The sequence below is a fragment of the Mesorhizobium sp. INR15 genome (genome assembly GCF_015500075.1).
Lineage (GTDB): Bacteria > Pseudomonadota > Alphaproteobacteria > Rhizobiales > Rhizobiaceae > Mesorhizobium.
On record NZ_CP045496.1, the window covers coordinates 6,546,848 to 6,567,976 of the forward strand.

General features: G+C 61.8%; 19 protein-coding genes. 13 read left to right on the top strand and 6 right to left on the bottom strand.

Features of this window, described 5'->3' with window-relative positions; all coding sequences use genetic code 11:
* Nucleotides 1–46: 46 nt before the first annotated feature.
* The 5 genes from GA829_RS31760 to GA829_RS31775 all read left to right on the top strand — a co-directional run bounded on the left by GA829_RS31760 (nt 47) and on the right by GA829_RS31775 (nt 2,387).
* Nucleotides 47–619 (top strand): NADPH-dependent FMN reductase, encoded by a 573-nt coding sequence (locus tag GA829_RS31760; protein ID WP_195176466.1) that lies wholly within the window; start codon nt 47–49, stop codon nt 617–619.
* A gap of 42 nt (nt 620–661) precedes the next feature.
* A complete protein-coding gene (locus GA829_RS37800; RefSeq protein WP_463671731.1) occupies nt 662–955 on the top strand; it encodes a hypothetical protein in 294 nt (97 codons plus the stop codon).
* 180 nt (nt 956–1,135) lie between these two features.
* Nucleotides 1,136–1,291, top strand: a complete 156-nt coding sequence (locus GA829_RS37805) for a hypothetical protein (RefSeq protein WP_463671732.1) — start codon at nt 1,136–1,138, stop codon at nt 1,289–1,291.
* A gap of 131 nt (nt 1,292–1,422) precedes the next feature.
* Nucleotides 1,423–1,638, top strand: a complete 216-nt coding sequence (locus GA829_RS31770) for a helix-turn-helix transcriptional regulator (protein WP_195176467.1) — start codon at nt 1,423–1,425, stop codon at nt 1,636–1,638.
* Nucleotides 1,639–2,039: 401 nt separating this feature from the next.
* Nucleotides 2,040–2,387 (top strand): hypothetical protein, encoded by a 348-nt coding sequence (locus GA829_RS31775; protein WP_258052054.1) that lies wholly within the window; start codon nt 2,040–2,042, stop codon nt 2,385–2,387.
* Nucleotides 2,388–2,473: 86 nt separating this feature from the next.
* On the opposite strand, the gene ggt is transcribed toward GA829_RS31775, so the two are convergent.
* The 3 genes from ggt to GA829_RS31790 all read right to left on the bottom strand — a co-directional run bounded on the left by ggt (nt 2,474) and on the right by GA829_RS31790 (nt 8,075).
* A complete protein-coding gene (gene ggt, locus GA829_RS31780) occupies nt 2,474–4,213 on the bottom strand; it encodes a gamma-glutamyltransferase (RefSeq protein WP_195176468.1) in 1,740 nt (579 codons plus the stop codon).
* Nucleotides 4,214–4,586: 373 nt separating this feature from the next.
* On the bottom strand, nt 4,587–5,879 hold the full coding sequence (gene rhaI / locus GA829_RS31785) for an L-rhamnose catabolism isomerase (RefSeq protein ID WP_195176469.1): 1,293 nt from the start codon (nt 5,877–5,879) through the stop codon (nt 4,587–4,589).
* A gap of 93 nt (nt 5,880–5,972) precedes the next feature.
* Nucleotides 5,973–8,075 (bottom strand): bifunctional rhamnulose-1-phosphate aldolase/short-chain dehydrogenase, encoded by a 2,103-nt coding sequence (locus GA829_RS31790; RefSeq protein ID WP_195176470.1) that lies wholly within the window; start codon nt 8,073–8,075, stop codon nt 5,973–5,975.
* A 187-nt stretch (nt 8,076–8,262) separates the two neighbouring features.
* Here GA829_RS31790 and GA829_RS31795 point away from each other — a divergent pair, with 187 nt between their 5' ends.
* The 7 genes from GA829_RS31795 (at nt 8,263) to GA829_RS31825 (ending at nt 15,393) form a co-directional block, all read left to right on the top strand.
* Complete coding sequence (locus tag GA829_RS31795) at nt 8,263–9,066, top strand: DeoR/GlpR family DNA-binding transcription regulator (protein WP_195176471.1); 804 nt, start codon at nt 8,263–8,265, stop codon at nt 9,064–9,066.
* Between the two features lie 56 nt (nt 9,067–9,122).
* Nucleotides 9,123–10,118, top strand: a complete 996-nt coding sequence (gene rhaS, locus GA829_RS31800; RefSeq protein WP_195176472.1) for a rhamnose ABC transporter substrate-binding protein — start codon at nt 9,123–9,125, stop codon at nt 10,116–10,118.
* A gap of 83 nt (nt 10,119–10,201) precedes the next feature.
* Nucleotides 10,202–11,737 (top strand): sugar ABC transporter ATP-binding protein, encoded by a 1,536-nt coding sequence (locus GA829_RS31805; RefSeq protein ID WP_195176473.1) that lies wholly within the window; start codon nt 10,202–10,204, stop codon nt 11,735–11,737.
* On the top strand, nt 11,734–12,711 hold the full coding sequence (locus GA829_RS31810; RefSeq protein ID WP_195176474.1) for an ABC transporter permease: 978 nt from the start codon (nt 11,734–11,736) through the stop codon (nt 12,709–12,711). Before GA829_RS31805 ends, GA829_RS31810 begins: the two co-directional genes overlap by 4 nt.
* Entirely contained in the window at nt 12,708–13,703 is a 996-nt protein-coding gene (locus GA829_RS31815) for an ABC transporter permease (protein WP_195176475.1), read from the top strand. Before GA829_RS31810 ends, GA829_RS31815 begins: the two co-directional genes overlap by 4 nt.
* Nucleotides 13,703–14,020 (top strand): L-rhamnose mutarotase, encoded by a 318-nt coding sequence (rhaM, locus tag GA829_RS31820; protein ID WP_195176476.1) that lies wholly within the window; start codon nt 13,703–13,705, stop codon nt 14,018–14,020. The genes GA829_RS31815 and rhaM overlap by 1 nt, the downstream gene beginning before the upstream one ends.
* Complete coding sequence (locus GA829_RS31825; protein ID WP_195176477.1) at nt 14,017–15,393, top strand: FGGY-family carbohydrate kinase; 1,377 nt, start codon at nt 14,017–14,019, stop codon at nt 15,391–15,393. The genes rhaM and GA829_RS31825 overlap by 4 nt, the downstream gene beginning before the upstream one ends.
* On the opposite strand, the gene GA829_RS31830 is transcribed toward GA829_RS31825, so the two are convergent.
* The 3 genes from GA829_RS31830 to galE form a co-directional block, all read right to left on the bottom strand.
* Nucleotides 15,394–17,220, bottom strand: coding sequence for an alanine racemase (locus tag GA829_RS31830; protein ID WP_195176478.1), 1,827 nt, complete (start codon nt 17,218–17,220; stop codon nt 15,394–15,396).
* A 2-nt stretch (nt 17,221–17,222) separates the two neighbouring features.
* Nucleotides 17,223–18,473, bottom strand: a complete 1,251-nt coding sequence (locus GA829_RS31835) for a D-amino acid dehydrogenase (RefSeq protein WP_195176479.1) — start codon at nt 18,471–18,473, stop codon at nt 17,223–17,225.
* 108 nt (nt 18,474–18,581) lie between these two features.
* The gene (galE, locus tag GA829_RS31840) at nt 18,582–19,577 is read right to left on the bottom strand and encodes a UDP-glucose 4-epimerase GalE (protein WP_195176480.1); all 996 of its coding nucleotides are present in this window, start codon (nt 19,575–19,577) and stop codon (nt 18,582–18,584) included.
* Nucleotides 19,578–19,844: 267 nt separating this feature from the next.
* Here galE and hemA point away from each other — a divergent pair, with 267 nt between their 5' ends.
* The gene (gene hemA / locus GA829_RS31845; RefSeq protein WP_195176481.1) at nt 19,845–21,122 is read left to right on the top strand and encodes a 5-aminolevulinate synthase; all 1,278 of its coding nucleotides are present in this window, start codon (nt 19,845–19,847) and stop codon (nt 21,120–21,122) included.
* Nucleotides 21,123–21,129 lie beyond the last annotated feature (7 nt).

Consider the following 21,129-nt stretch of genomic DNA (forward strand, 5'->3'; position numbering starts at 1 on the left):
GGAGTGATTTTACGTCGACCCACAACATCACCGAAAGGAGAGCCCCATGACCACGCACAGGGTAGGCTATTTTATCGGAAGCCTTGCCAAGCGATCGATCAACCGTAAGCTTGCCAGCGCTTTAGTGCGGCTGGCGCCGCCGGAACTCGTAATGTCGGAGATATTGTTCAAGGACCTGCCGCTATACAGCTACGATTATGATGTTGATTATCCGCCTGTTGCCAAGTCGTTCAAGGCCGCGATCGCGGCAGTAGATGCCGTGCTCTTCGTCACTCCGGAATATAACCGCTCCATACCCGGAGGGCTAAAAAACGCGATCGACTGGGCGAGTAGGCCCTATGGCACCAATTCCTTCACCCGCAAGCCTTCGGCGGTCATCGGCACCTCGCCAGGCGCTATCGGCACCGCCGTCGCCCAGCAGAGTCTGCGCAGCGTGCTCAGCTTCTGCAATTCTCCGCAGATGAATGCCCCCGAAGCTTATATCCAGTTCACGCCGGGGCTGATCACCGATGACGGCGAGGTCACCAATGACGGCACCGCCGAGTTCCTCAGCAACTACATGGCCGAATTCCACACTTTCATCGCAAGGGTCCGTTCGGTGCTTCCCAAGGATGCTTAGACGCTGACATGGAAGCGCCACGGCGGCGTCGAAATCGGCTAGGTGCGCCGGCAGCGCGAGGACTGGCAGCGTGACGCCACGCGCGATCTGGCGACTGGCACGATCGGTGCTCCGATCGAGGCCTATGACGCGCAAGGCATGGTGCACAAGGCTGCGGCGCGCGACGAAGCGCGCAGCAATCTGGTCGAGCGCTGGGATCGCGACAAGCGTTCGCAGCCACGGGCAAGCCGGATCATTCTCACCCACACAAACGACGCCGTGCGCGCGCTCTCGACGCGATCTTGCGCAGCGGAACGGTGGACAGACAGCGCAGTCCCGAGCAGGTGCGTGAATTGACGGATGCTCAATCGCATCGTGCTTGCTCTCCAGCTTGAAACGGAAATCCGCACCGGGCTGGACATCGGTCCGGGCCGCTAAGCAGACCGTTTCGTCGAACGCTGGCAGAAACTCGACCGCACGATCCAGCGTCAATACCAGGCCGGCGACATGCCCGCGTACAAGTCAACGCGGTCGGCCATGTCCGACATTACCAAAGCCTCGAACGCGATCCGCAATCGATCCTTGCCAATCAATAATAAGGCGCTTGGCATCCAGGTTGAATCCGGCCGGCGTCTGGGCGTGGAACTCGCGTTCAACCACGGCATCAGCGTGGGAAGGGACATTGGCCTGTGACACCCTCGGCCTATCCGCCGCCGTTCATACGCTTCAGTCATCTGATACGACTAACCTGATTGCGCCCAGCATCAGTTCGTCCTGTCTGTGCCAGCAGATATCAGCAACAACCACTGAGAAGCAGGGGAGCCATGTCCGAGCCGGATCGTATTATACGCCTGAAAACCGTCCTTGCCCGGACCGGCCTGTCCCGCTCGACTATCTATCGCAAGATCGCCGAAGGCACGTTCCCCGCTCAGATCCAGATCAGCGTCAATGGTGCTGGCTGGCGCGAATCCGATGTTAATATGTGGGTAGAAAATCCCGCATATTGGAGGCCGAGGCGAGAAGGTGATAAAATCCGATAAATCCGAATGCGAACTATGGAAAATGATAGCGTGCATCTTTGCGATGCAATTTTCTGTGGAAAAATGGAATCGAACCATGGGTGAAGTTTAAAATTGGGTAATTCTGCGGGTAATGGCCGTTGCCTACATGGAAGATTAAGCAATAAAATCAAATATATAGACTGCTAGTGTGAATCCGCGTCTGGCACCATCTTTCTTTCACGAATCTATTTCATGGTGCCGCCGGAAGGCCGCTGTCGTATCCGCTGTGCAATGCAGTGGAACGAACGACGCGTCGAGCAAAAAAACGGTGGCAAGCCGCGCCAGAAAATGTTGAAGACGGTGCCGGATGCACTGAGGCCAGTGTGATCGGGTTGCGCTCGGCATGGCTTGATGATTTGTTGCCATTTTAGGGAGAACGAATGATGCGAGAGCCTCTCGGTCAGGATGAATACGGGTCGGCGAACCCCTTTGATCCGGACGACCTTTCGACGTTGAATGCGATCGGCCCGGCTATCGGAGGCGGAAACGACTTCGAAAAATACGCGGTTGCGGTGATCATCGTCTTCGGCGCGCTGATCATTGGCGGCTTGATGGCCGCCTCAATGGTCTTCGGACATCGCAACGGTTTTCTCTATGCGCTCGGCGCCGCCACGGCGGCGTGGATTTCCGGCAATGCGCTTTTGCTCGACAGGCCGCGCATCTACGCGCTCTTTGTCGGCATCGCGGCGCTGATGCTGGTTGCGTCCACCATCACGCTGGTTATCTGATCCTGACTGAAACCTGAGCACCGGCCTTCCAGGCCGATGCTTGGTTCAAAAAGGTCAGGCTTTGCGCTCTCAGAACGCACAGCACCCTAATAGCCCAACGCTTCGCCCGATGCGGCACGGCTGTCGATAGCGCCGTTGTAGCGCGCTCCGCCGCCCTTCTCGATTTCCGCCAGGCTCTTGCCGCCGACCAGGATACCGGCCGCCTGCCCCCAGGTCTGGTCGGCGAGGTCGAGGTGATAGCCCATGCCGGCCAGCAGCTTTTCGGTGTCCGGCGACAGGCCGAACGGCTCGATATAGACCGTGTCGGGCAGCCACTGGTGATGGATGCGCGGCGCGTCGATTGCTTCCTGGATGTTCATGCCGTGGTCGATGACGTTGACGATCGCCTCCAGCGTGATGGTGATGATGCGTGAGCCGCCTGGGCTGCCGATGACCATGAACGGCTTGCCATCCTTGGCGACGATGGTCGGGCTCATCGAAGACAATGGCGTCTTCTTCGGCTGGATGGCATTCGCCTCGCCCTGGACCAGGCCATAGAGGTTGGGCACGCCCGGCTTCTGGGTGAAATCGTCCATCTCGTTGTTGAGCAGGATGCCGGTGCCGTCGGCGACGACGCCGGCGCCGAACGAGCCGTTCAAAGTATAGGTGACCGCGACCGCGTTGCCGTCCTTGTCGATGATGGAATAATGCGTCGTCTCCTTCGACTCGCCAAAACCCTTCGGCATCAAGTCCACCGAAACGCCTGCCCGGAACGGGTCGATCTTGCTTCTGATGTCCTTGGCGTAGGCCTTATCGAGCAGTTTCGAGACCGGATTGTCGACGAAATCCGGATCGCCCAGCGCCGAGTTGCGGTCGACATAGGCATGGCGCATGGCTTCGACCATGACATGAACGGTCTCGGCCGAACCGGCACCGAGATAAGACAGCGGATAGCCCTCCAACACGTTGAGGATTTCGCAGATGATGACACCGCCCGAACTCGGCGGCGGCGAGGACGTGATCTCGTAACCACGGTAATTGCAGGTCACCGGCTTCAGCTCACGCACCGCGTATTGTTCGAAATCCTGCTTGGCCAGAATGCCGCCCTTGGCACCGCTTGCCTTGACGATGGCATCGGCAATCGCCCCTTTGTAGAAGGCGTCCGGGCCTTTGTCGGAAATGGCTGATAGCGATGCGGCAAGGTCGGGCTGAAACAGCTTTTCGCCGATCACGTAGGTCTTGCCGTCCGGCTTGAGGAAGATCGCGGCAGCGGCTGGATCCTTGGCCAGCCTTGCGGCACTGCCGTCGAGCGAGGCGACATCGCCCTGGACAAGCGCGAAGCCATCCTTGGCGTAGCGTATGGCCGGCGCCATCAAGTCCTGCCGGGTCAGCGTGCCGTATTTCTCGCGTGCCATCTCGAAGCCTGCGACGGAGCCGGGCACGCCAACCGCTAGATAGCCGTCGAGACTGGCGCCCTTTACCGGGTTGCCGTCCTTGTCGAGATACATTGTCTTGGTGGCGGCCAACGGCGCGCGCTCTCGGAAATCAAGGAAAGTCGATGTGCCATCCTTGAAGCGGATGGTCATGAAGCCGCCGCCACCGATGTTGCCGGCATTGGGGTAGACGACGGCGAGCGCATAGCCGACGGCAACCGCCGCGTCGACGGCGTTGCCGCCCTTCTTCAGCACTTCGACGCCGACTTCCGAAGCCAGGTGCTGGGCCGTGACGACCATGCCGTTCTCGCCCTTGGCCGGTGCTGGAGATGCGGCGAAGACGGCAGCGGATGGCGTGAAGGCGAATGCAAGCGAAAGGGTGACGCCAATCAGCGTCCGGCGGGTCAAGGGCATGGCGGTGCTCCAGGTGCGGTGTGCTTAGAAAAGCTACTTGGGGCGCCCGAGTCCATCATCAATATGGGCGTACACAAATTGGTGTTCGGTCAGCCGAAGCCAGCCGGTCTCCCTCTCGTGGGCAGGGCGATCACATATAAGTTTTTTCGAAGAAGGCCCCCACCCTAACCCTCCCCACAAGGGGGAGGGAACGCTGCCGCGCACCTCATTGATCCATGTCATTGCACTGAACCTCGGCAATTCTGCTAAGTTTCAGTGCCGACCGGGTCTCCCTCCCCCTTGTGGGGAGGGATTAAGGGTGGGGTATTCGTAGAGCACCGCCCTGCGTCAGCCATATGCGATTGCCCGCCCACAAGGGGGAGATCAGCCAATCTCAAACAATTCCGCCGGAACCGCCGGCAACAGCTGGCCGTTCCGCCGCAACCTTCGCCCGGTAGCCCGCCGCTCGGTAAGCCGCGACCGGATCGATGGCGCCGCCGGTCTGCTGCCGTGCCATCGCCAGGATCGGCTCGACATCGGTGCGATAGGCGGCTTTCAGCGTCTGCGTGGCCATCAGCGCATCATTGGCGTCCTGGTAGCCTTCCAGCGCCTTGCGATCGACCAGCAAGGCCTGGGCGTAGGCGCGTTGCACCTCGACCGCCGATAGCATCAGGCTTTCGATCGGGTCCGTGACGTTGTGGCTCTGGTCCAGCATATGGGCTGGGTCAAAGCCCTCCGCGCCCGAGAGTTCGGCGTCGACCAGTTCGTTGAAGACCAGGAACAGGCGGTAGGGATCGATCGAGCCGGCATCGAGATCGTCGTCGCCATATTTCGAATCGTTGAAGTGGAAGCCGCCGAGCTTCTTGAACTGGATCAGCCGCGACACGATCATCTCGATGTTGACGTTGGGCGCATGGTGGCCAAGGTCGACCAGGCAGAAAGCCTTGTCGCCCAGCTCCTTTGATATCATGTAGTTGGTGCCCCAATCCTGCACGACCGTGGAATAGAAGGCCGGTTCATACATCTTGTGCTCGGTGAAGAGTTTCCAATCTTCCGGCAGCTCGGCATAGACAGCCTTCATGGCATCGAGATAGCGCTCGAACGCCTTGGCGAAATTGACCTGGCCGGGGAAGTTGGAACCGTCGCCGATCCACACGGTCAGCGCCTTGGAGCCCAGCGTCTTGCCGATTTCGATACATTCGAGATTGTGTTCGACAGCTTGCCGGCGCGTACCGGCATCGGCATGCGACAACGAGCCGAATTTGTAGGACAGTTTCTGGCCCTTGGCATCGGAAAACGTGTTCGAATTCATCGCATCGAAGCCCAGACCGAAACGCGAAGCGGCCTGCTTCAACCGGTTCGGATCGGCCTTGTCCCACGGTATATGCAGCGACACGGTCGGCGTCGCCCGGGTCAATTGCTGGATGACGGCACAGTCCTCGATCTTGTCGAAGATATCGCGCGGTTCGCCAGCACCAGGAAAGCGGGCGAAGCGCGTGCCACCGGTGCCAACGCCCCAGGAAGGAATTGCCACCGCGAATTTTTCGACCTTGTCGCGGATTGCGTCGATGGCGATGCCGCGACGGTCGAGCCGCTCGCCCAGCGAGGCGTAGTCGCGTTCAAGCGCTGTCTTGCGGGCCGCATTGTCCTTCTCGACGACGCTGGCGGAGATGATGGTTTCAGACAACTGCTATTTCCTCCCCAAAATTCGTTCGGCTGGCGATGCCCCTCATCCGCCTGCCGGCACCTTCTCCCCGTAGTGACGGGGAGAAGGAAGCTCCTAGCGCGTAAAGCTCTGTGCGTTACCCGCGTCGACGTTGATGATGTTGCCGGTCGATTTGGCCGACATGTCGGAGGCGAAGAAATAGATCGCTTCGGCAATATCCTCCGGGAAGACCGAACGCTTCAGCATCGAGCGCGAGCGGTAATGCTCCTCAAGATCGTCGGTCGACATCTTGTAGGCGGCGGCGCGCTGCTCCTTCCACTCGCCGGTCCAGATTTTCGAACCGCGCAGGACGGCATCCGGATTGACGACATTGACGCGGATCTGCGCTTCAGCGCCTTCCAGCGCCAGACAGCGCGCGAGGTGAATCTCGGCGGCCTTGGCCGTGCAATAGGCAGCCGCGTTGGGCGAAGCGGCAAGACCGTTCTTTGAGGCGACAAAGACGACATTGCCGCCGATCTTCTGTACCCGGAACAGCCGGAATGCCTCCCGTGAAACCAGGAAATAACCGGTCGACAGGATGTCCATGTTCTTGTTCCACAGCGCCAGCGACGTCTCCTCGATCGGCGCCGAGGAGGCAAGGCCGGCATTGGACACCAGGATGTCGATGCCGCCGAACTCAACCGACGTTTCGGCGAACCCCGAGATGACCTGATCTTCCGACGTGACGTTGATGAGCACCGGCCGCACGAAATCCTTGCCATAGGCCTTGGCCAGCTCGTCATTGGCGCCGGCAAGCGCCTTCTCGTCGATGTCGGCGAGCACAACGCAGGCGCCCTCCCGCAGCAACCGGTTGGCCGTTGCCCGGCCAATGCCGCCGGCGCCGCCGGTGACCAGCGCGATCTGGCCGGCGAGCGACTTCGGCTTCGGCATGCGCTGCAACTTCAAATCCTCAAGCAGCCAATACTCGATGTTGAAGGCTTCCTGCTCCGGCAGGCCGACATAGGACGACACAGTCGAGGCGCCGCGCATGACGTTGATGGCGTTGACGTAGAATTCGCCCGAGATGCGCGCGGTCGCCTTGTCGCCGGCGAAGGTGAACATGCCGACGCCGGGCATCAGATAGACCACCGCATTGGGATCACGGATGGCGGGCGAGTCGGCATGCTTGCAGCTGTCGTAGTAGGCCTGGTAGCCGGCGCGATAGGCGGCCACGTCATCGGCCAAGCGCGCGATGACCGCCTCGACGTCAGGGTTGGCGGGGTCGAACTCGATCACCAGCGGCCTGATCTTGGTGCGCAGGAAATGATCGGGGCAAGAGGTGCCTAGTGCCGCCAACGGACGCATATCCCTGGAATTGACGAATTCGAGCACGGCGGGCGAGTCGTCGAAATGGCCAAGCTTGTGGCTCTTTTCGGAAATCAGGCCGCGTATCCTTGGCATCAGCTTGGCGGCAATCGCGCGGCGTGCCGGCGCGTCGAGCGACTTGACCACTTCGCCGCCGAAGATCGCCACACCTTCGGAGCGGCGCTCGAACCATTCCATCGCCTGGTTGATCACCGAGATCGTCGTCTCATAGCATTCCTTCGGCGTATCGCCCCAGCTGAACAGGCCATGGCTTTCGAGAATGACACCCTTGGCCTGGGGATGCTCGACGCAGAATTTTTCGAGCCACAGGCCGAGCTCGAAGCCGGGACGTTTCCAGGGCAGCCAGCCGATGGCGTCACCGAAAATCTCCTTGGTCAGCGCCTTGGAATCCTTCGCCGCTGCGACGGCGATGATCGCATCGGGATGCATGTGGTCGACATAAGGCTTTGGCACGAAGGCATGCAGTGGGGTGTCGATCGAGGCCGCGCGGGGATTGAGGTTGAAGGTGCAGTGGGGCAGATAGCCCACCATCTCGTCCTCATGCTCGACGCCGCGATAGAGCGCCTTCAGCGCGCGCAACTTGTCCATGTAGAGTGTGGCGAAGCCGTCGAGCTTGATCGACGCGCTGTCGCCGCCCGAGCCCTTCACCCACAGGACCTCGACATCCTGGCCAGTGAGCGGATCTTTCTGCCAGATCTTGGACGAGGTGTTGCCGCCGCCATAATTGGTGACGCGCTTGTCGGATCCCAGCGTGTTCGAGCGATAGACGAGGCGCTCCGGCTCGCCCATCGAGGCCGCCTTGGCATCATCCCACAAATTGGCGAGGCGCGTGCCGCTGCGCTTGTCGAGCATAGATAAATCCTCCCGAAGGGCTCGCAATCGGTGCGGCCATTTGGTTCAAATTTCCACGGAAGCGCCGATCTTGTCAATCACAAACGATCAAAATCGATCATATTGCACTGCACAATGAAATTATATGATTGGAAATGATTGACACTGCGCGTTTTGGATGCCTAGATGGCAGGGCAAGGGAGGAACCATGCACGAGAAAGAGCGCCACAGGATCATTCTGTCCGCCGTCCAGGAAAAGCCTGTGGTGACGGTGCAGGAGATGGTCGACCTGACGGACTCGTCCGAGGCGACGATCCGCCGCGACATCGCGGCGCTGCATGTTCAGAAGCGCCTGCGCCGGGTGCGCGGCGGCGCCGAAGCGATCTCCCCGCCGCAGTTCATCGGCCTCGCTGGCCGGCCCTTCTCCGTCAACGAAACACTGAACGCGTCGCAGAAGCGGGCCATCGCACGGGAAGCCGTGGAGTTGTGCGCGGATGGCGAGCCGATCATCATCAATGGCGGCACCACCACGTTCCAGATGGTGCATTTCCTGACCGGCCGCCGCATGCCGATCTTCACCAATTCGTTCCCGATCGCCGAACACCTGCTCAAGCATTCCAAGAACACGGTGATGCTGTCGGGCGGCACCATCTACCGCGAGCAGAACATCATCCTGTCGCCCTTCGACAATGACGTGACGCGCAATTTCTATGCGCGCCGGATGTTCATGGGCGCCCAGGGGCTCGGGCCCCTCGGGCTGATGGAAGGCGATCCGCTGCTGATCCAGGCCGAACAGAAACTGATCGATCAGGCCGACGAACTGGTGGTGCTGGTGGACTCCTCGAAGTTCCGCAAGCGCTCCAGCCTGATCCTGTGCGGCCTGTCGCGCATCGCCACCGTCATCACCGACGATGGCATCGAGGATCGCGAAGCCAAAATGCTCGAAACCGCAGGCGTGACGCTGATCGTCGCCCGCAAATCGGCAAAGGAAGAATCTTCACTGCAGGCCTGAGATCACCTCACGCCCGTGGCGGCGATGGAATTGCAACGCTCAAGGGAGGATATACGATGAGCTTTTTGAAGAAACTGATGGTGACGGCGGCATTCTCGGCCGCCATGTTCGTGAATGCCGCCTATGCAGAGAACGTCAAGATCGCGCTGGTGGTGAAGTCGCTCGGCAACGGCTTCTTCGATGCCGCCAACAAGGGCGCCGAAGAAGCGGCCAAGGAACTCGGCGACGTCGATATCATCTACACCGGCCCGACCAAGGCTACCGCCGAAGCCCAGATCGAAGTGGTCAATTCACTGATCGCCCAGAAGGTCAACGCGATTGCCATCTCGGCCAATGACGCCGACGCGCTGGTTCCGGTGCTGAAGAAGGCCATGGAGCGCGGCATCACCGTCATCTCATGGGATTCGGGCGTCGCCAAGGAAGGCCGCCAGCTTCACCTCAACCCGTCCGACACCGGCCTGATCGGCGAGACCATCATCAAGCTTGCCGCCGACTACCTGCCGGAAGGCGGCGAAGTCGCCATCCTGTCGGCCTCCTCGACCGCGACCAACCAGAACGCCTGGATCGACGCGGCCAAGAAAATCCTGCCGGAGAAGTTCCCCAAGATCAAACTCGTCGCCACCGTCTATGGCGATGACGACTCGGCCAAGAGCACGGACGAGGCCAAGGGCCTGCTGAAGTCCTATCCGAACCTCAAGGCGATCATCGCGCCGACCACCGTCGGTGTCGTTGCCGCCGCCCAGGTGGTGACCGACGAGAAGCTGATCGGCAAGGTCAATGTCACCGGCCTCGCACTGCCGTCCGAGTTCAAGAAGTTCATCGACAACGGCTCCAGCCAGGCGGTTGCCCTGTGGAACCCGATCGACCTCGGCTACTCCGCCGTCTACCTCGCCCATGATCTGGCGGTGAAGAAGGAAGAAGCCAAGCCGGGCGCAACGCTGTCGATCGGCCGCGTCGGCAAGGTCACGCTCGACGACAGCAACTCGGCTGCGATGGCTCCGCCCTTCCAGTTCGACAAGAGCAACATCGAAAAGTTCTCCAAGATCTATTGATCCTGGCGTCCTTCGACCTGGCGCGGCGGGACCAGATCCCGCCGCGGCTTTAAACGGACCTTGTTTCAGGGCTTGATACGGATATGGACACGACAGCCCAACCCAACGCGATACAGGAGCGGCCTCCGGCCCCGCGCCTGACGCTGTCCGGGATCTCGAAAACTTTCCCCGGCGTGCGCGCGCTGCATGATGTCAGCCTGTCGCTCTATCCGGGCGAAGTGACCGCTCTGATCGGCGAGAACGGCGCTGGCAAGTCGACGCTGGTCAAGATCATGACCGGCATCTACCAGCCTGATGCCGGCACGATCAGCATAGACGGCCAGCCCGTTGCCTTGCGCAGCGCGCATGCCGCGTTCGGCCACGGTGTCACGGCCATCCATCAGGAAACCGTGCTGTTCGACGACCTGACCGTTGCCGAAAACATATTTCTCGGCCATGCGCCACGCTCGCGCTTCGGCACCATCGACTGGCGCACCATGCGCAAGAATGCGCGCGAGGTGCTCGACACGATGCATGCCGGCCATATCGACGCCGATGCGCGGCTGAAGGACCTCGGCATCGCCAACAAGCACCTGGTTGCGGTCGCGCGCGCCATGTCGATCGACGCACAAATCGTCATCATGGACGAGCCGACCGCGGCACTGTCGATGAAGGAAATCGAAGAGCTCTTCCTCCTGATCGAATTCCTTAAAAGCGAAGGCAAGGCGATCCTGTTCATCAGCCACAAGTTCGACGAAATCTACCGCATCGCCGACCGCTACACGGTGTTCCGCGATGGCGAGATGGTTGGCGAAGGGCTGATCAAGGATGCCGGCCAGAGCCAGATCGTGCGCATGATGGTGGGCCGGTCGGTCGACCATATTTTTCCGCAGCGCAAGGCCGAGATCGGCGCGCCGGTTCTGTCGGTCGCCGGTCTGTCGCATCCGACCGAGTTCAACGACATCGGCTTTGAACTGCACAAGGGCGAAATTCTAGGCTTCTACGGCCTTGTCGGCGCCGGACGCAGCGAGGTGATGCAGGCGATATCTGGGATCACCCGCACCAAAAGCGGCACGATCACACTGGAAGGCAAGGCGATCGCGCCGAAATCGGCAGCGGATTCGATCGATGCCGGCATTGTCTATGTGCCTGAAGAGCGCGGCAAGCAGGGCGTGGTCATCGGCCTGCCGATCTTCCAGAATGTCTCGCTGCCTTCGCTCAAGCACACGTCCAAATCCGGCATGCTGCGGCTGGCGGAAGAATTCACGCTGGCCCGCTCCTACACCGAGCGGCTGGACCTCCGGGCATCGTCGCTCAGCCAGGATGTCGGCACGCTGTCGGGCGGCAACCAGCAGAAGATCGTCATTGCCAAATGGCTGGCGACAACGCCCAAGGTGATTATCCTCGACGAGCCGACAAAAGGCATCGACATCGGCTCCAAGGCAGCCGTGCACGGCTTCATGGCTGAGCTCGTGGCGCAGGGCCTGTCGGTGATCATGGTGTCGTCCGAACTGCCTGAAATCCTCGGCATGTCCGATCGCGTCGTGGTCATGCGCGAGGGATTGATCGCGGCGGTCTACGACAACAAGGGCCTAGACGCCGAAACGCTGGTCAAGACGGCAGCGGGGATCGCGGCATGAAGCTTCTGTTCAAATACCGCGAGATCTGGCTGCTTGCCGCCATCATCGTGCTGATCGGGCTGATTTCGACACGCTTTCCGGCGTTTGCCGATCCAGACAATCTGCGCCAGGTGTTCAACGACACCTCGATCCTGATGATCCTGGCGCTGGGCCAGATGGTGGTGATCCTGACGCGGTCGATCGATCTGTCGATGGCCTCGAACCTGTGCTTCACCGGGATGGTCGTGGCGATGCTGAACGCCGCGCATCCGGCGATCCCGATCCCGCTGCTGATCGTCATCGCACTGGCCGTCGGGCTGGTGCTCGGCGCCATCAATGGCTTGCTGGTGTGGCGGCTCAACATTCCCTCGATCGTCGTGACCTTGGGCACGCTGACCATCTATCGCGGCGCCACGTTCGTCATCTCCGGCGGCGCCTGGGTCAATGCCGACAAGATGAGCCCTGAGTTCATCGGCTTTCAGCGCGCGGCACTTCTCGGCATTCCGGTCCTGTCGTGGATCGCCATCCTGGTGATAGCGCTGTTCTTCCTCTTGATGACGCGGACCGCGCTTGGCCGCTCGATCTACGCAATCGGCGTCAATCCGACAGCGTCGGTCTATGCCGGCATCGATGTCGGCCGCACGAAATTCATCGTCTTCTGCATCTCCGGCATGGTCGGCGGCCTTGCCGGCTATCTCTGGATCTCGCGCTATGTGATCGCCTCGGTCGAGGTCGCCAACGGCTATGAGCTGAACATCATCGCCGCCTGCGTGATCGGCGGCATCTCGATTGCCGGCGGCATCGGTTCGGTTGGCGGCGCGGTGCTCGGCGCGCTGTTTCTCGGCATCATCTCCAACGCATTGCCGGTCATCAACATCTCGCCGTTCTGGCAGATGGCGATTTCGGGCAGCGCCATCATCCTCGCCGTCGTGCTCAACGCGCGCGGCGAACGCCGGCAGGGCCGCATCATTCTGAGAAAGGTGGAAGCGGCATGACCGACGCCCCTGCCCCGCGCCACATCCCGGACCGGCTCGACAGGGCGCTGAGCTCGGCAATCTTTTCCTGGGAAGCGCTGCTGGTCGTCGTGGCGGTTGCCATCTTCGCCATCAACAGCTTCGCCTCGCCTTACTTCCTCGACCCCTATTCGCTGTCGGATCTCACCTTCAACTTCACGGAGAAGGGCCTGATTGCCTTCGCCATGGCGCTGCTGATCATCTCCGGTGAGATTGACCTGTCAGTGGCCGCCATCATCGCGCTCGCCTCGACCATGATGGGCATGGCCGTGCAGGCTGGCGCTGGCACGCCCGTGCTGGTGCTGATCGGCATTGTCGTCGGCCTCGGCTGCGGCGCCTTCAACGGTCTTTTGGTGACGCGGCTCGGCCTGCCGTCCATCGTCGTCACCATCGGCACGATGAGCCTGTTTCGCGGCATTGCCTTCATCATCCTCGGCGACCAGGCCTACAAGGGCTATCCTGAGAGCTTTGCCTTCTTCGGCCAGGGCTATGTCTGGTGGGTCGTGTCGTTCGAGCTGGTGCTGTTTCTGATCGCGGCGGTCATCTACCGGGTCGTGTTGCACCGAACGAGCTTTGGCCGCCGCGTCTTCGCCATCGGCAACAACCCTGTCGCGGCACAGTTTTCCGGCGTGCGCGTCGGCCGCATCAAGTTCATCCTGTTTTGCCTGACCGGCCTGATGGCGGGCATCGCCTCGGTGCTGATCACCTCTCGGCTCGGCTCGACCCGGCCTTCGATCGCACAGGGCTATGAACTCGAAGTCATCACCATGGTGGTGCTTGGCGGCGTCAGCATTCTTGGCGGCGCCGGCAGCATCGTCGGCGTCGTGCTTGCCGCCTTCATCATGGGGTTGGTCACCTTCGGCCTTGGCCTGCTCAACGTGCCTGGGATCGTGATGTCGATCTTCATCGGCCTGCTGTTGATCATCGTCATCGCACTGCCAATCGTCTGGCGCAGGCTGCGTGGTAACAGCTGATGGCCGAGAAATACGCGTTCAAGATGCAGCTCAAGCCCGGCATGAAGGCCGTGTACAAGAAGCGTCATGATGAGATCTGGCCGTCACTGGTCGCGCTGCTGAAACAGGCCGGCGTGTCCGACTATTCGATCCATCTCGATGAAGAGACCAACATCCTGTTCGGCGTGCTGTGGCGCAACAACAGCCACGGCATGGACGACCTTCCGAACCATCCAGTGATGCAGCGCTGGTGGGGCCATATGGCCGACATCATGGAGACGAAGCCGGACAACGAGCCGCTGGCCGTATCGCTGGAAACAGTGTTCCATATGGAATGAGCACGCTCCGCCATATCGCCGTCATCGATATCGGCAAGACCAACGCGAAGGTTGCGCTGGTCGATCTCACGACACTGACCGAGGGCGCGTTGCACCGCATGGCGAACGCGCCGCTGCGGCGGCCGCCCTATCCGCATCACGACATCGAGGCGCTGTGGACCTTCATCCTTAACAGCCTTGCCGACCTCAACCGCGCGCGGCGCATCGACGCCATCTCGATCACCACCCATGGCGCGACAGGCGCGCTGGTCGATGCCTCGGGCGAACTGGCGCTGCCTGTCCTCGACTATGAATTCGATGGCCCCGACAGGCTTGCCGAGGATTATGACGCGCTCCGTCCCCCCTTCGCGGAGACTGGCACCCCGCGCCTGCCGCTCGGCCTCAATCTCGGCGCGCAGTTCTTCTGGCAGAAGACGCGCTTTCCCTCGGACTTCGCCAAGGCCGCGGCGATGCTGATGTACCCGCAATATTGGGCCTTGCGCCTGACCGGCGTCGCGGCCAACGAGGTCACCTCGCTCGGCTGCCACACCGATCTGTGGAACCCGTGGGCCGCCGAGTTTTCATCGCTGGTCGACCGCCTGGACTGGCGCGGTATCATGGCGCCGGTGAGGCCAGCCAGGGACCGGCTAGGCCCCATCCTGCCGGCGCTTGCCGCGCGCACCGGCCTTGATCCACAGACGCCGGTTTTTTGCGGCCTGCACGATTCCAATGCCTCGCTGCTGCCGCATCTTCTTTCCGACACGCCGCCTTTCTGCGTGGTCTCGACCGGCACCTGGGTGGTGTCGATGGCGGTTGGCGGCAAGCAGGTCGCGCTCGACCTGGCACGCGACACGCTGGTCAATGTCAATGCGCTCGGCAACCCGGTGCCCTCGGCGCGTTTCATGGGTGGCCGCGAGTTTTCGATGCTGACCGCCAACAAGCCTCAGGCCTGCAGCGACAGCGATATCGCTGCAATGCTGGCAAGGAAGACATTACTGCTGCCTTCGACCCAGCAAGGCTCCGGCCCATTTCCGCAGCACGCTGCGGAATGGATCGATGCCGGCGACATCACCCTTGACCAGCGCTTTGCCGTCATCTCGTTCTATCTCGCGCTGATGACCACGACATGCCTGGATCTGATCGGCGGCGATGGCCCGACCATCGTCGAGGGCCCCTTCGCCCGCAACCGGCTCTTCACGCGTATGCTGGCGGCAGCCACCGACCGAGCCGTCATCGCCTCGGAAGCCGCGACCGGAACCAGCATCGGCGCCGCGTTGCTGGCAACCGACCGCAGGCCGGCTTACGTCAAGGGCGAGACAACGCAACCGCCAACCGACCCGGCCTGGGCCGATTACATCGACGCGTGGCGCGCCGCGGTCGGCAACAGCAACTGACTACAGGATACGCTTGCCGAAGGCCGACATGACGAAATTGACCACGTCGCTACCTATCCGGGATTCGAGATCGGTGGTCAGGCCAGAGAGATCCATCGACAACAGGCCGCCAGACAGAGCGATCGCTTCCATGGCCTGATGCGTCTCGCGCACCGTGAGGCCGCCGGACCCAGCCGGCCAGCCTGCGAATTCGGTGACCGTGGGCGAATAGCTGACATGGAAACCGCGCGTGCCTGATGAGGCAATGCGGATCGCCTCATGCATCAGGTCGCGCATGCCCATGGCGTCGATGTCGGTCATGGTGAAGGCGGAGACCCGAGAATCCTTCAGCACTCGTGCTTCCGCCGGGTCGGCATGACGCAAGCCGATGACGACGACATTTTCCGGCGACAGTTGCGGCTGCAATGCACCTGCCTTGTGGTCGAGGCCAAGCGCACGGGCGAGTACCGATGCTTCAGGCAGGTCTATACCGTCTTCGTCCTCCGGCATGAGTGCCGCGATGGAATCGATCCAGATCAGGCCGAAGGAATGTGTCGCCCGTGCCGTCGCCGTCAGCGCCTTGTGCGCGATACGCCGGTCGGTGCCGGCGGTCAGCCGGATCAACCCTGAGGGTGGTCGCTCGACATCGGCCAGTTCGACGACATCGAAATTCATCGTTTCGAGCCGCGCGCCGGTTCCTTCCCGGGCAAGCATGACTGCTGCTTCATGCTCGGCGGTGATCTGCACCATCTTGCGGCCGGAAAAATCCTCGACATCGTGGATCGGGGCCTTTTCGACATATTCCGAAGTCATCGCCATCAGCATGGCGCCATAGCTCATGCGGAAGGCGACGCGATCGCCGACGGCCGGCGGCGGATCGGCATCGGCCACATCCAAAAGCAGATGGTCGCTCGAGGCGCCGAGCACGCGTATTCCCTTGGCGATCGGCGTCAGCCCCTCGACCAGCACATCCTCACGGCCGATGTTGGCAATGGCGCGCAGCCGGTCGCCCTCGTCGGGAAAGACCGGCTGGTTGCCGAAAGCATCGTAACCGGACTCGCCGATCGGCCGCGACGGCTTCAGCTTGACCTCGATAATATCGCTGGTCAGGCGGCACGCATCGGGCTCGAGTTCGGCCCACGGCACATCGCGGAAGGTCTCGATGCCGCCTTGCAGGATTGCTTCGCCGACCCGCAGGTTGTTGATGCCAGCGGGCAACTTGCCCGCAAGCAGCAACGGCAGCGACGACGACGCGCCTCCGGAAATCAGGTCGAGACTTTTGCCTGAGAGACGCTCGGTCTTGTAGGCGTGAGCGACGAGCTGGCCGAGATTTTCCTCGGTCGGCATGATGGCGCCGAAACAGCCGAGATTCGTGCCGATGCCCGCGATGCGTACGCCCTTCAGGGTGAGTATCTGCTCGACGGTCGCGATGAGGTCGCTCGGCCAGATGCCTTCGCGGAGATCGCCAAGGTCGATCATCAGCATGATATCGTGGAGGCGGCCCATGCGCTCGGCAATCCGCGACAGCTCGCGGATGATGGTGAGTTCCGACTGCAGGCTGATGTCGACGGTGCGGATCACCTCCTCGACACGCGCCATTGGCGGACTGCGCAGCAGCATGATCGGCGCGTTAATGCCGCTGTCGCGCAGCCGGCGAATGTTTTCAAAACGGGATTCAGCGATGCCGGCAACACCGCCGCGCAGCATGGCACGCGCCACCTGCGGCATGCCGCAGGTGCCCTTGGTGACGCCAAAAACCTTGATGCCCGAGAGCGTGCAACGCTCGGTGATCGTGCGGGCGTTGCGCTCGATACGGCCAAGGTCGATGGCGACTTGCGGTCCCGACATCCCTATCCCTTGTAGACCAGTCCTTGCGGGTCAATCTCCGGTTTGCGGCCGGCGACCAGATCAGCGAGGAATTTTCCCGAGCCGCAGGCCATGGTCCAGCCGACATGGCCATGGCCGGTGTCGAGATAGAGATTCTGGTAGCGCGCCTGGCCGATCACCGGCACTGAATTCGGCATCATCGGCCGCAGGCCTGCCCACAGCTCGGCCTTTTTCTCGTCGAAGGCGCCGGGGAAGAGTTCCTTGCCGGTCCTGAACATGGTGGCGAAATCCCGCGGCTGGAACGTTCGGTCGAAGCCGGTGAACTCGGCGGTGGAGGCAAGCCGCAGCCGGTTGCCCAGCCTGGAATAGGCCATCAGCTGATCCTCGTCGGCGCCACCCATCGTCGGGCCCTTGCTCTCATCGTCCAGCGGGATCGTCGCGGTGTAACCCTTCACCGGATAGACCGGCAGGTCGATGCCGTAGCGGCGGCCGAGCAGGCCGCTCTCCGGCCCCATGGAGATGACCACGGCATCGCTGGTCACCGGACCAGCCGAACTCATCACCGCGCGCACCCGGTCGCCCTCTATGTCGAGGCCTTCGACCTTGGTGCCATAGCGAAAGACAACGCCAAGCTTTTCAGCGGCGTAGGCGGCGAGCTTTTCCACGAACTGCCGGGAGTCCCCGGTCTGGTCGATCGGCGAATAGACGCCGCCGGCGATCTTGTCCTTCGCCCCGGCAAGGCCGGGCTCCAGTTCGATCAGCCGGTCACGGCCAACGATCTCGATCGGCAGCCCGTGTTCGGCCAGGTAGCGATAATTGTCGGTGCCGGCATCGAGGCTCTGCTGCGAACGGAAGAAATAGAGGATGCCCTTGCGGCGCTCGTCATAGCCAATGCCGGTATCGTCCGAGATGCCGTTGATGCAGTCGCGCGAATAGAGCGCCAGGCGCAGCTTGACCTGGCTGTTGGCGCGCAGGCGCTCCCTTGTGCACTGGCGCAGGAAGCGCATGCTCCAAGCGAGAAAATAGGGATCGAAGCGCAGCCGCACCTTGATGCCGAGATCATGGTTGTAAAGCGCGCGCAGGAAGGTCTTCAGCGCCGCCGGCGAGGCCCAAGCGGTGGCATCACCGGGCGATACCAGCCCGGCATTGGAATAACTGGTGCCCCGCGCTGCCATCGGGTGGCGCTCGATCACGGTGACCTCGTGGCCATCCCTGGCCAGATAATAAGCGGCCGCCGTGCCGACGACGCCGGCCCCAAGCACCGATATTTTCATGCCATGCCCCCGAAACGAAAAAAGCTGGCCAGGCGCCTCCACGCTCGGCCAGCATTCCATAGCGCTTCCCTGCCCGCGATACGAGCCCCAGGCAGAAGACCGGCTGGTTCAGCCGCGCGCGGAGTTCTTGCTGGTCAGGATGCGCTCCCAGGCAAGCGCATCGGCAACGATCTGATCGAGATCGTCGCGTTGCGGAGTCCAGCCAAGCTCGCCGCGGGCAAGATCCGAGTTGGCAACCACCGCCGCCGCGTCGCCTGGACGGCGCTCGCCCATACTGACCTCAAAATCATGGCCAAAGGCGCGCCGCACGCTGTCGATGACTTCAAGCACTGAATAACCGTGGCTGTAGCCGCAATTGGCGATGAGGCTGGTGCCACCCGCACGCAGCCGCTGCAGGGCCAGGCGGTGCGCCGCGGCCAGATCGCTGACATGGATATAATCGCGCATGCAGGTGCCGTCGGGCGTCGGATAGTCGTTGCCGAACACCTGCATGAACGGGCGCTTGCCGAGCGCGGTTTCGCAGGCGACCTTGATCAGATGCGTGGCGCCCGGCGTCGACTGACCGGTGCGGCCCTTGGGATCAGCACCGGCAACGTTGAAATAACGCAGCGCCGTGTAACGCAAGCCATGCGCGATCCCGGCGTCGCGCAGCATCCATTCGCTCATCAGCTTGGACAGGCCGTAAGGCGATTCCGGTGCCAGGCGGGCGTCCTCGCGCACCGGCTCCAGCCCCGCGCCGCCATAGACGGCGGCGGTCGAGGAAAAGATGAAATTGGGCACGCCCTCACGCACCGCGGTCTCGATCAGCGTGCGCGTCTTGCTGGTGTTGTTCTCGTAATAGGCGAGCGGATCGGCGACCGATTCGGGGACGACGATCGAGCCGGCGAAATGGATGATCGCGTCGACCTTGTTGTCCCTGATGATCGAGCCGACCAGTTCCTTGTCGGCGACATCGCCAACGACCAGCTTTGCCTCCGGCGCCACGGCCCATTCAAAACCAGTCGAAAGCCGGTCGAGAACAACGACGCTCTCACCCGCATCCAGCAGCTCCCAGACCATATGGCTGCCGATATAGCCGGCGCCACCTGTCACCAAAACCGTCATCCGCGTCCTCGCTACCTCAAGATTTATCGGAAACTGTCTCAACAACCGCCTTACTGGAAAGCCTGCCGCATGGCCATTAAAACCCAAGGTAACCAGCATGGTTGGCGTGTGGCATCGTGCTGAAACAAAAGTGACCCACAGCAATGGAATAGGCCACGATCCGCGATCGTTAGGAACAGGTTCGGGGCGTGGCATTTTGACCAAAACGGCCCGGTGGACGCCGAATAGGGCAATGATTATTATCCCGCGCAAAATTGGGAAACCGACATGAACTATCAGCGGTTCTTCGAAGAAGCGATCGACCAGCTCCATGCCGAGCGTCGCTACCGTGTCTTCGCCGACCTGGAACGTATCGCCGGCAAGTTTCCGCGCGCCATCTGGCGCGCCAACGGCCGTGCCGAGGAAATCACCGTCTGGTGCTCGAACGATTATCTCGGCATGGGCCAGCATCCCGATGTCATCGCGGCGTTCCAGAACGCGGCTGGCAAGATGGGCTCCGGCGCCGGCGGCACCCGCAACATTTCGGGCACCAGCAATCCGCTGGTCGAGCTTGAGGTTGAGCTTGCCGACCTGCACGACAAGGAAGCGGCACTGGTCTTCACCTCGGGCTTCGTCTCCAACGAGGCGTCGATCTCGACCATCGCCCGGCTTTTGCCCAATTGCCTGATCATCTCGGACGAGTTGAACCATGCCTCGATGATCGAAGGCGTGCGGCGCTCGGGTGCCGAGAAGAAGATTTTCCGCCACAATGACGTCGCGCATCTGGAAAGCCTGCTGCAGGCGGCGGGCCGTGAGCGCGCCAAGCTGATCGTTTTCGAGAGCGTCTATTCGATGGATGGCGATATCGCGCCGATCAGAGAGATCGTCGAGCTCGCCGAACGCTACAATGCCATGACCTATATCGACGAGGTCCATGCCGTCGGCATGTACGGACCGCGCGGTGGTGGCATCACCGAACGGGAAGGACTGGCCGACCGCATCGACATCATCCAGGGCACGCTGGCCAAGGCATTTGGTACGCTCGGCGGCTACATCACCGGTACCAGTGCGGTCATCGATGCTGTGCGCTCCTACGCACCTGGATTCATCTTCACCACGGCGCTGCCGCCGGCCATCGCCGCTGCCACCACCATCTCGATCCGCCATCTCAAGCGTTCGCAGGCCGAGCGTGACGCCCAGCAACAGCAGGCGACGCGGACCAAGCACATTCTTTCCGCTGCCGGCTTGCCGGTGATGGAATCGCCGACCCATATCGTGCCGCTTCTGGTTGGCGACCCCGAACTCTGCAAGATGGCCAGCGACCGCCTGCTCGGCGTGCACGGCATCTATATCCAGCCGATCAACTATCCGACCGTGCCGCGCGGCACGGAGCGGCTACGCATCACGCCGACGCCGTTCCATTCCGACGTGCTCATCGCGGCGCTGCAGGACGCGCTGGTCGAGACCTGGGATGCGCTTGGTATTCCCTACGGTTCGTCAGGACGGCCCGCTGTCGCCAAGAGCGACCGGATCATTCCTCTGCTGGTGCCCAAGTCAGGCGGCTGAAGGCTGC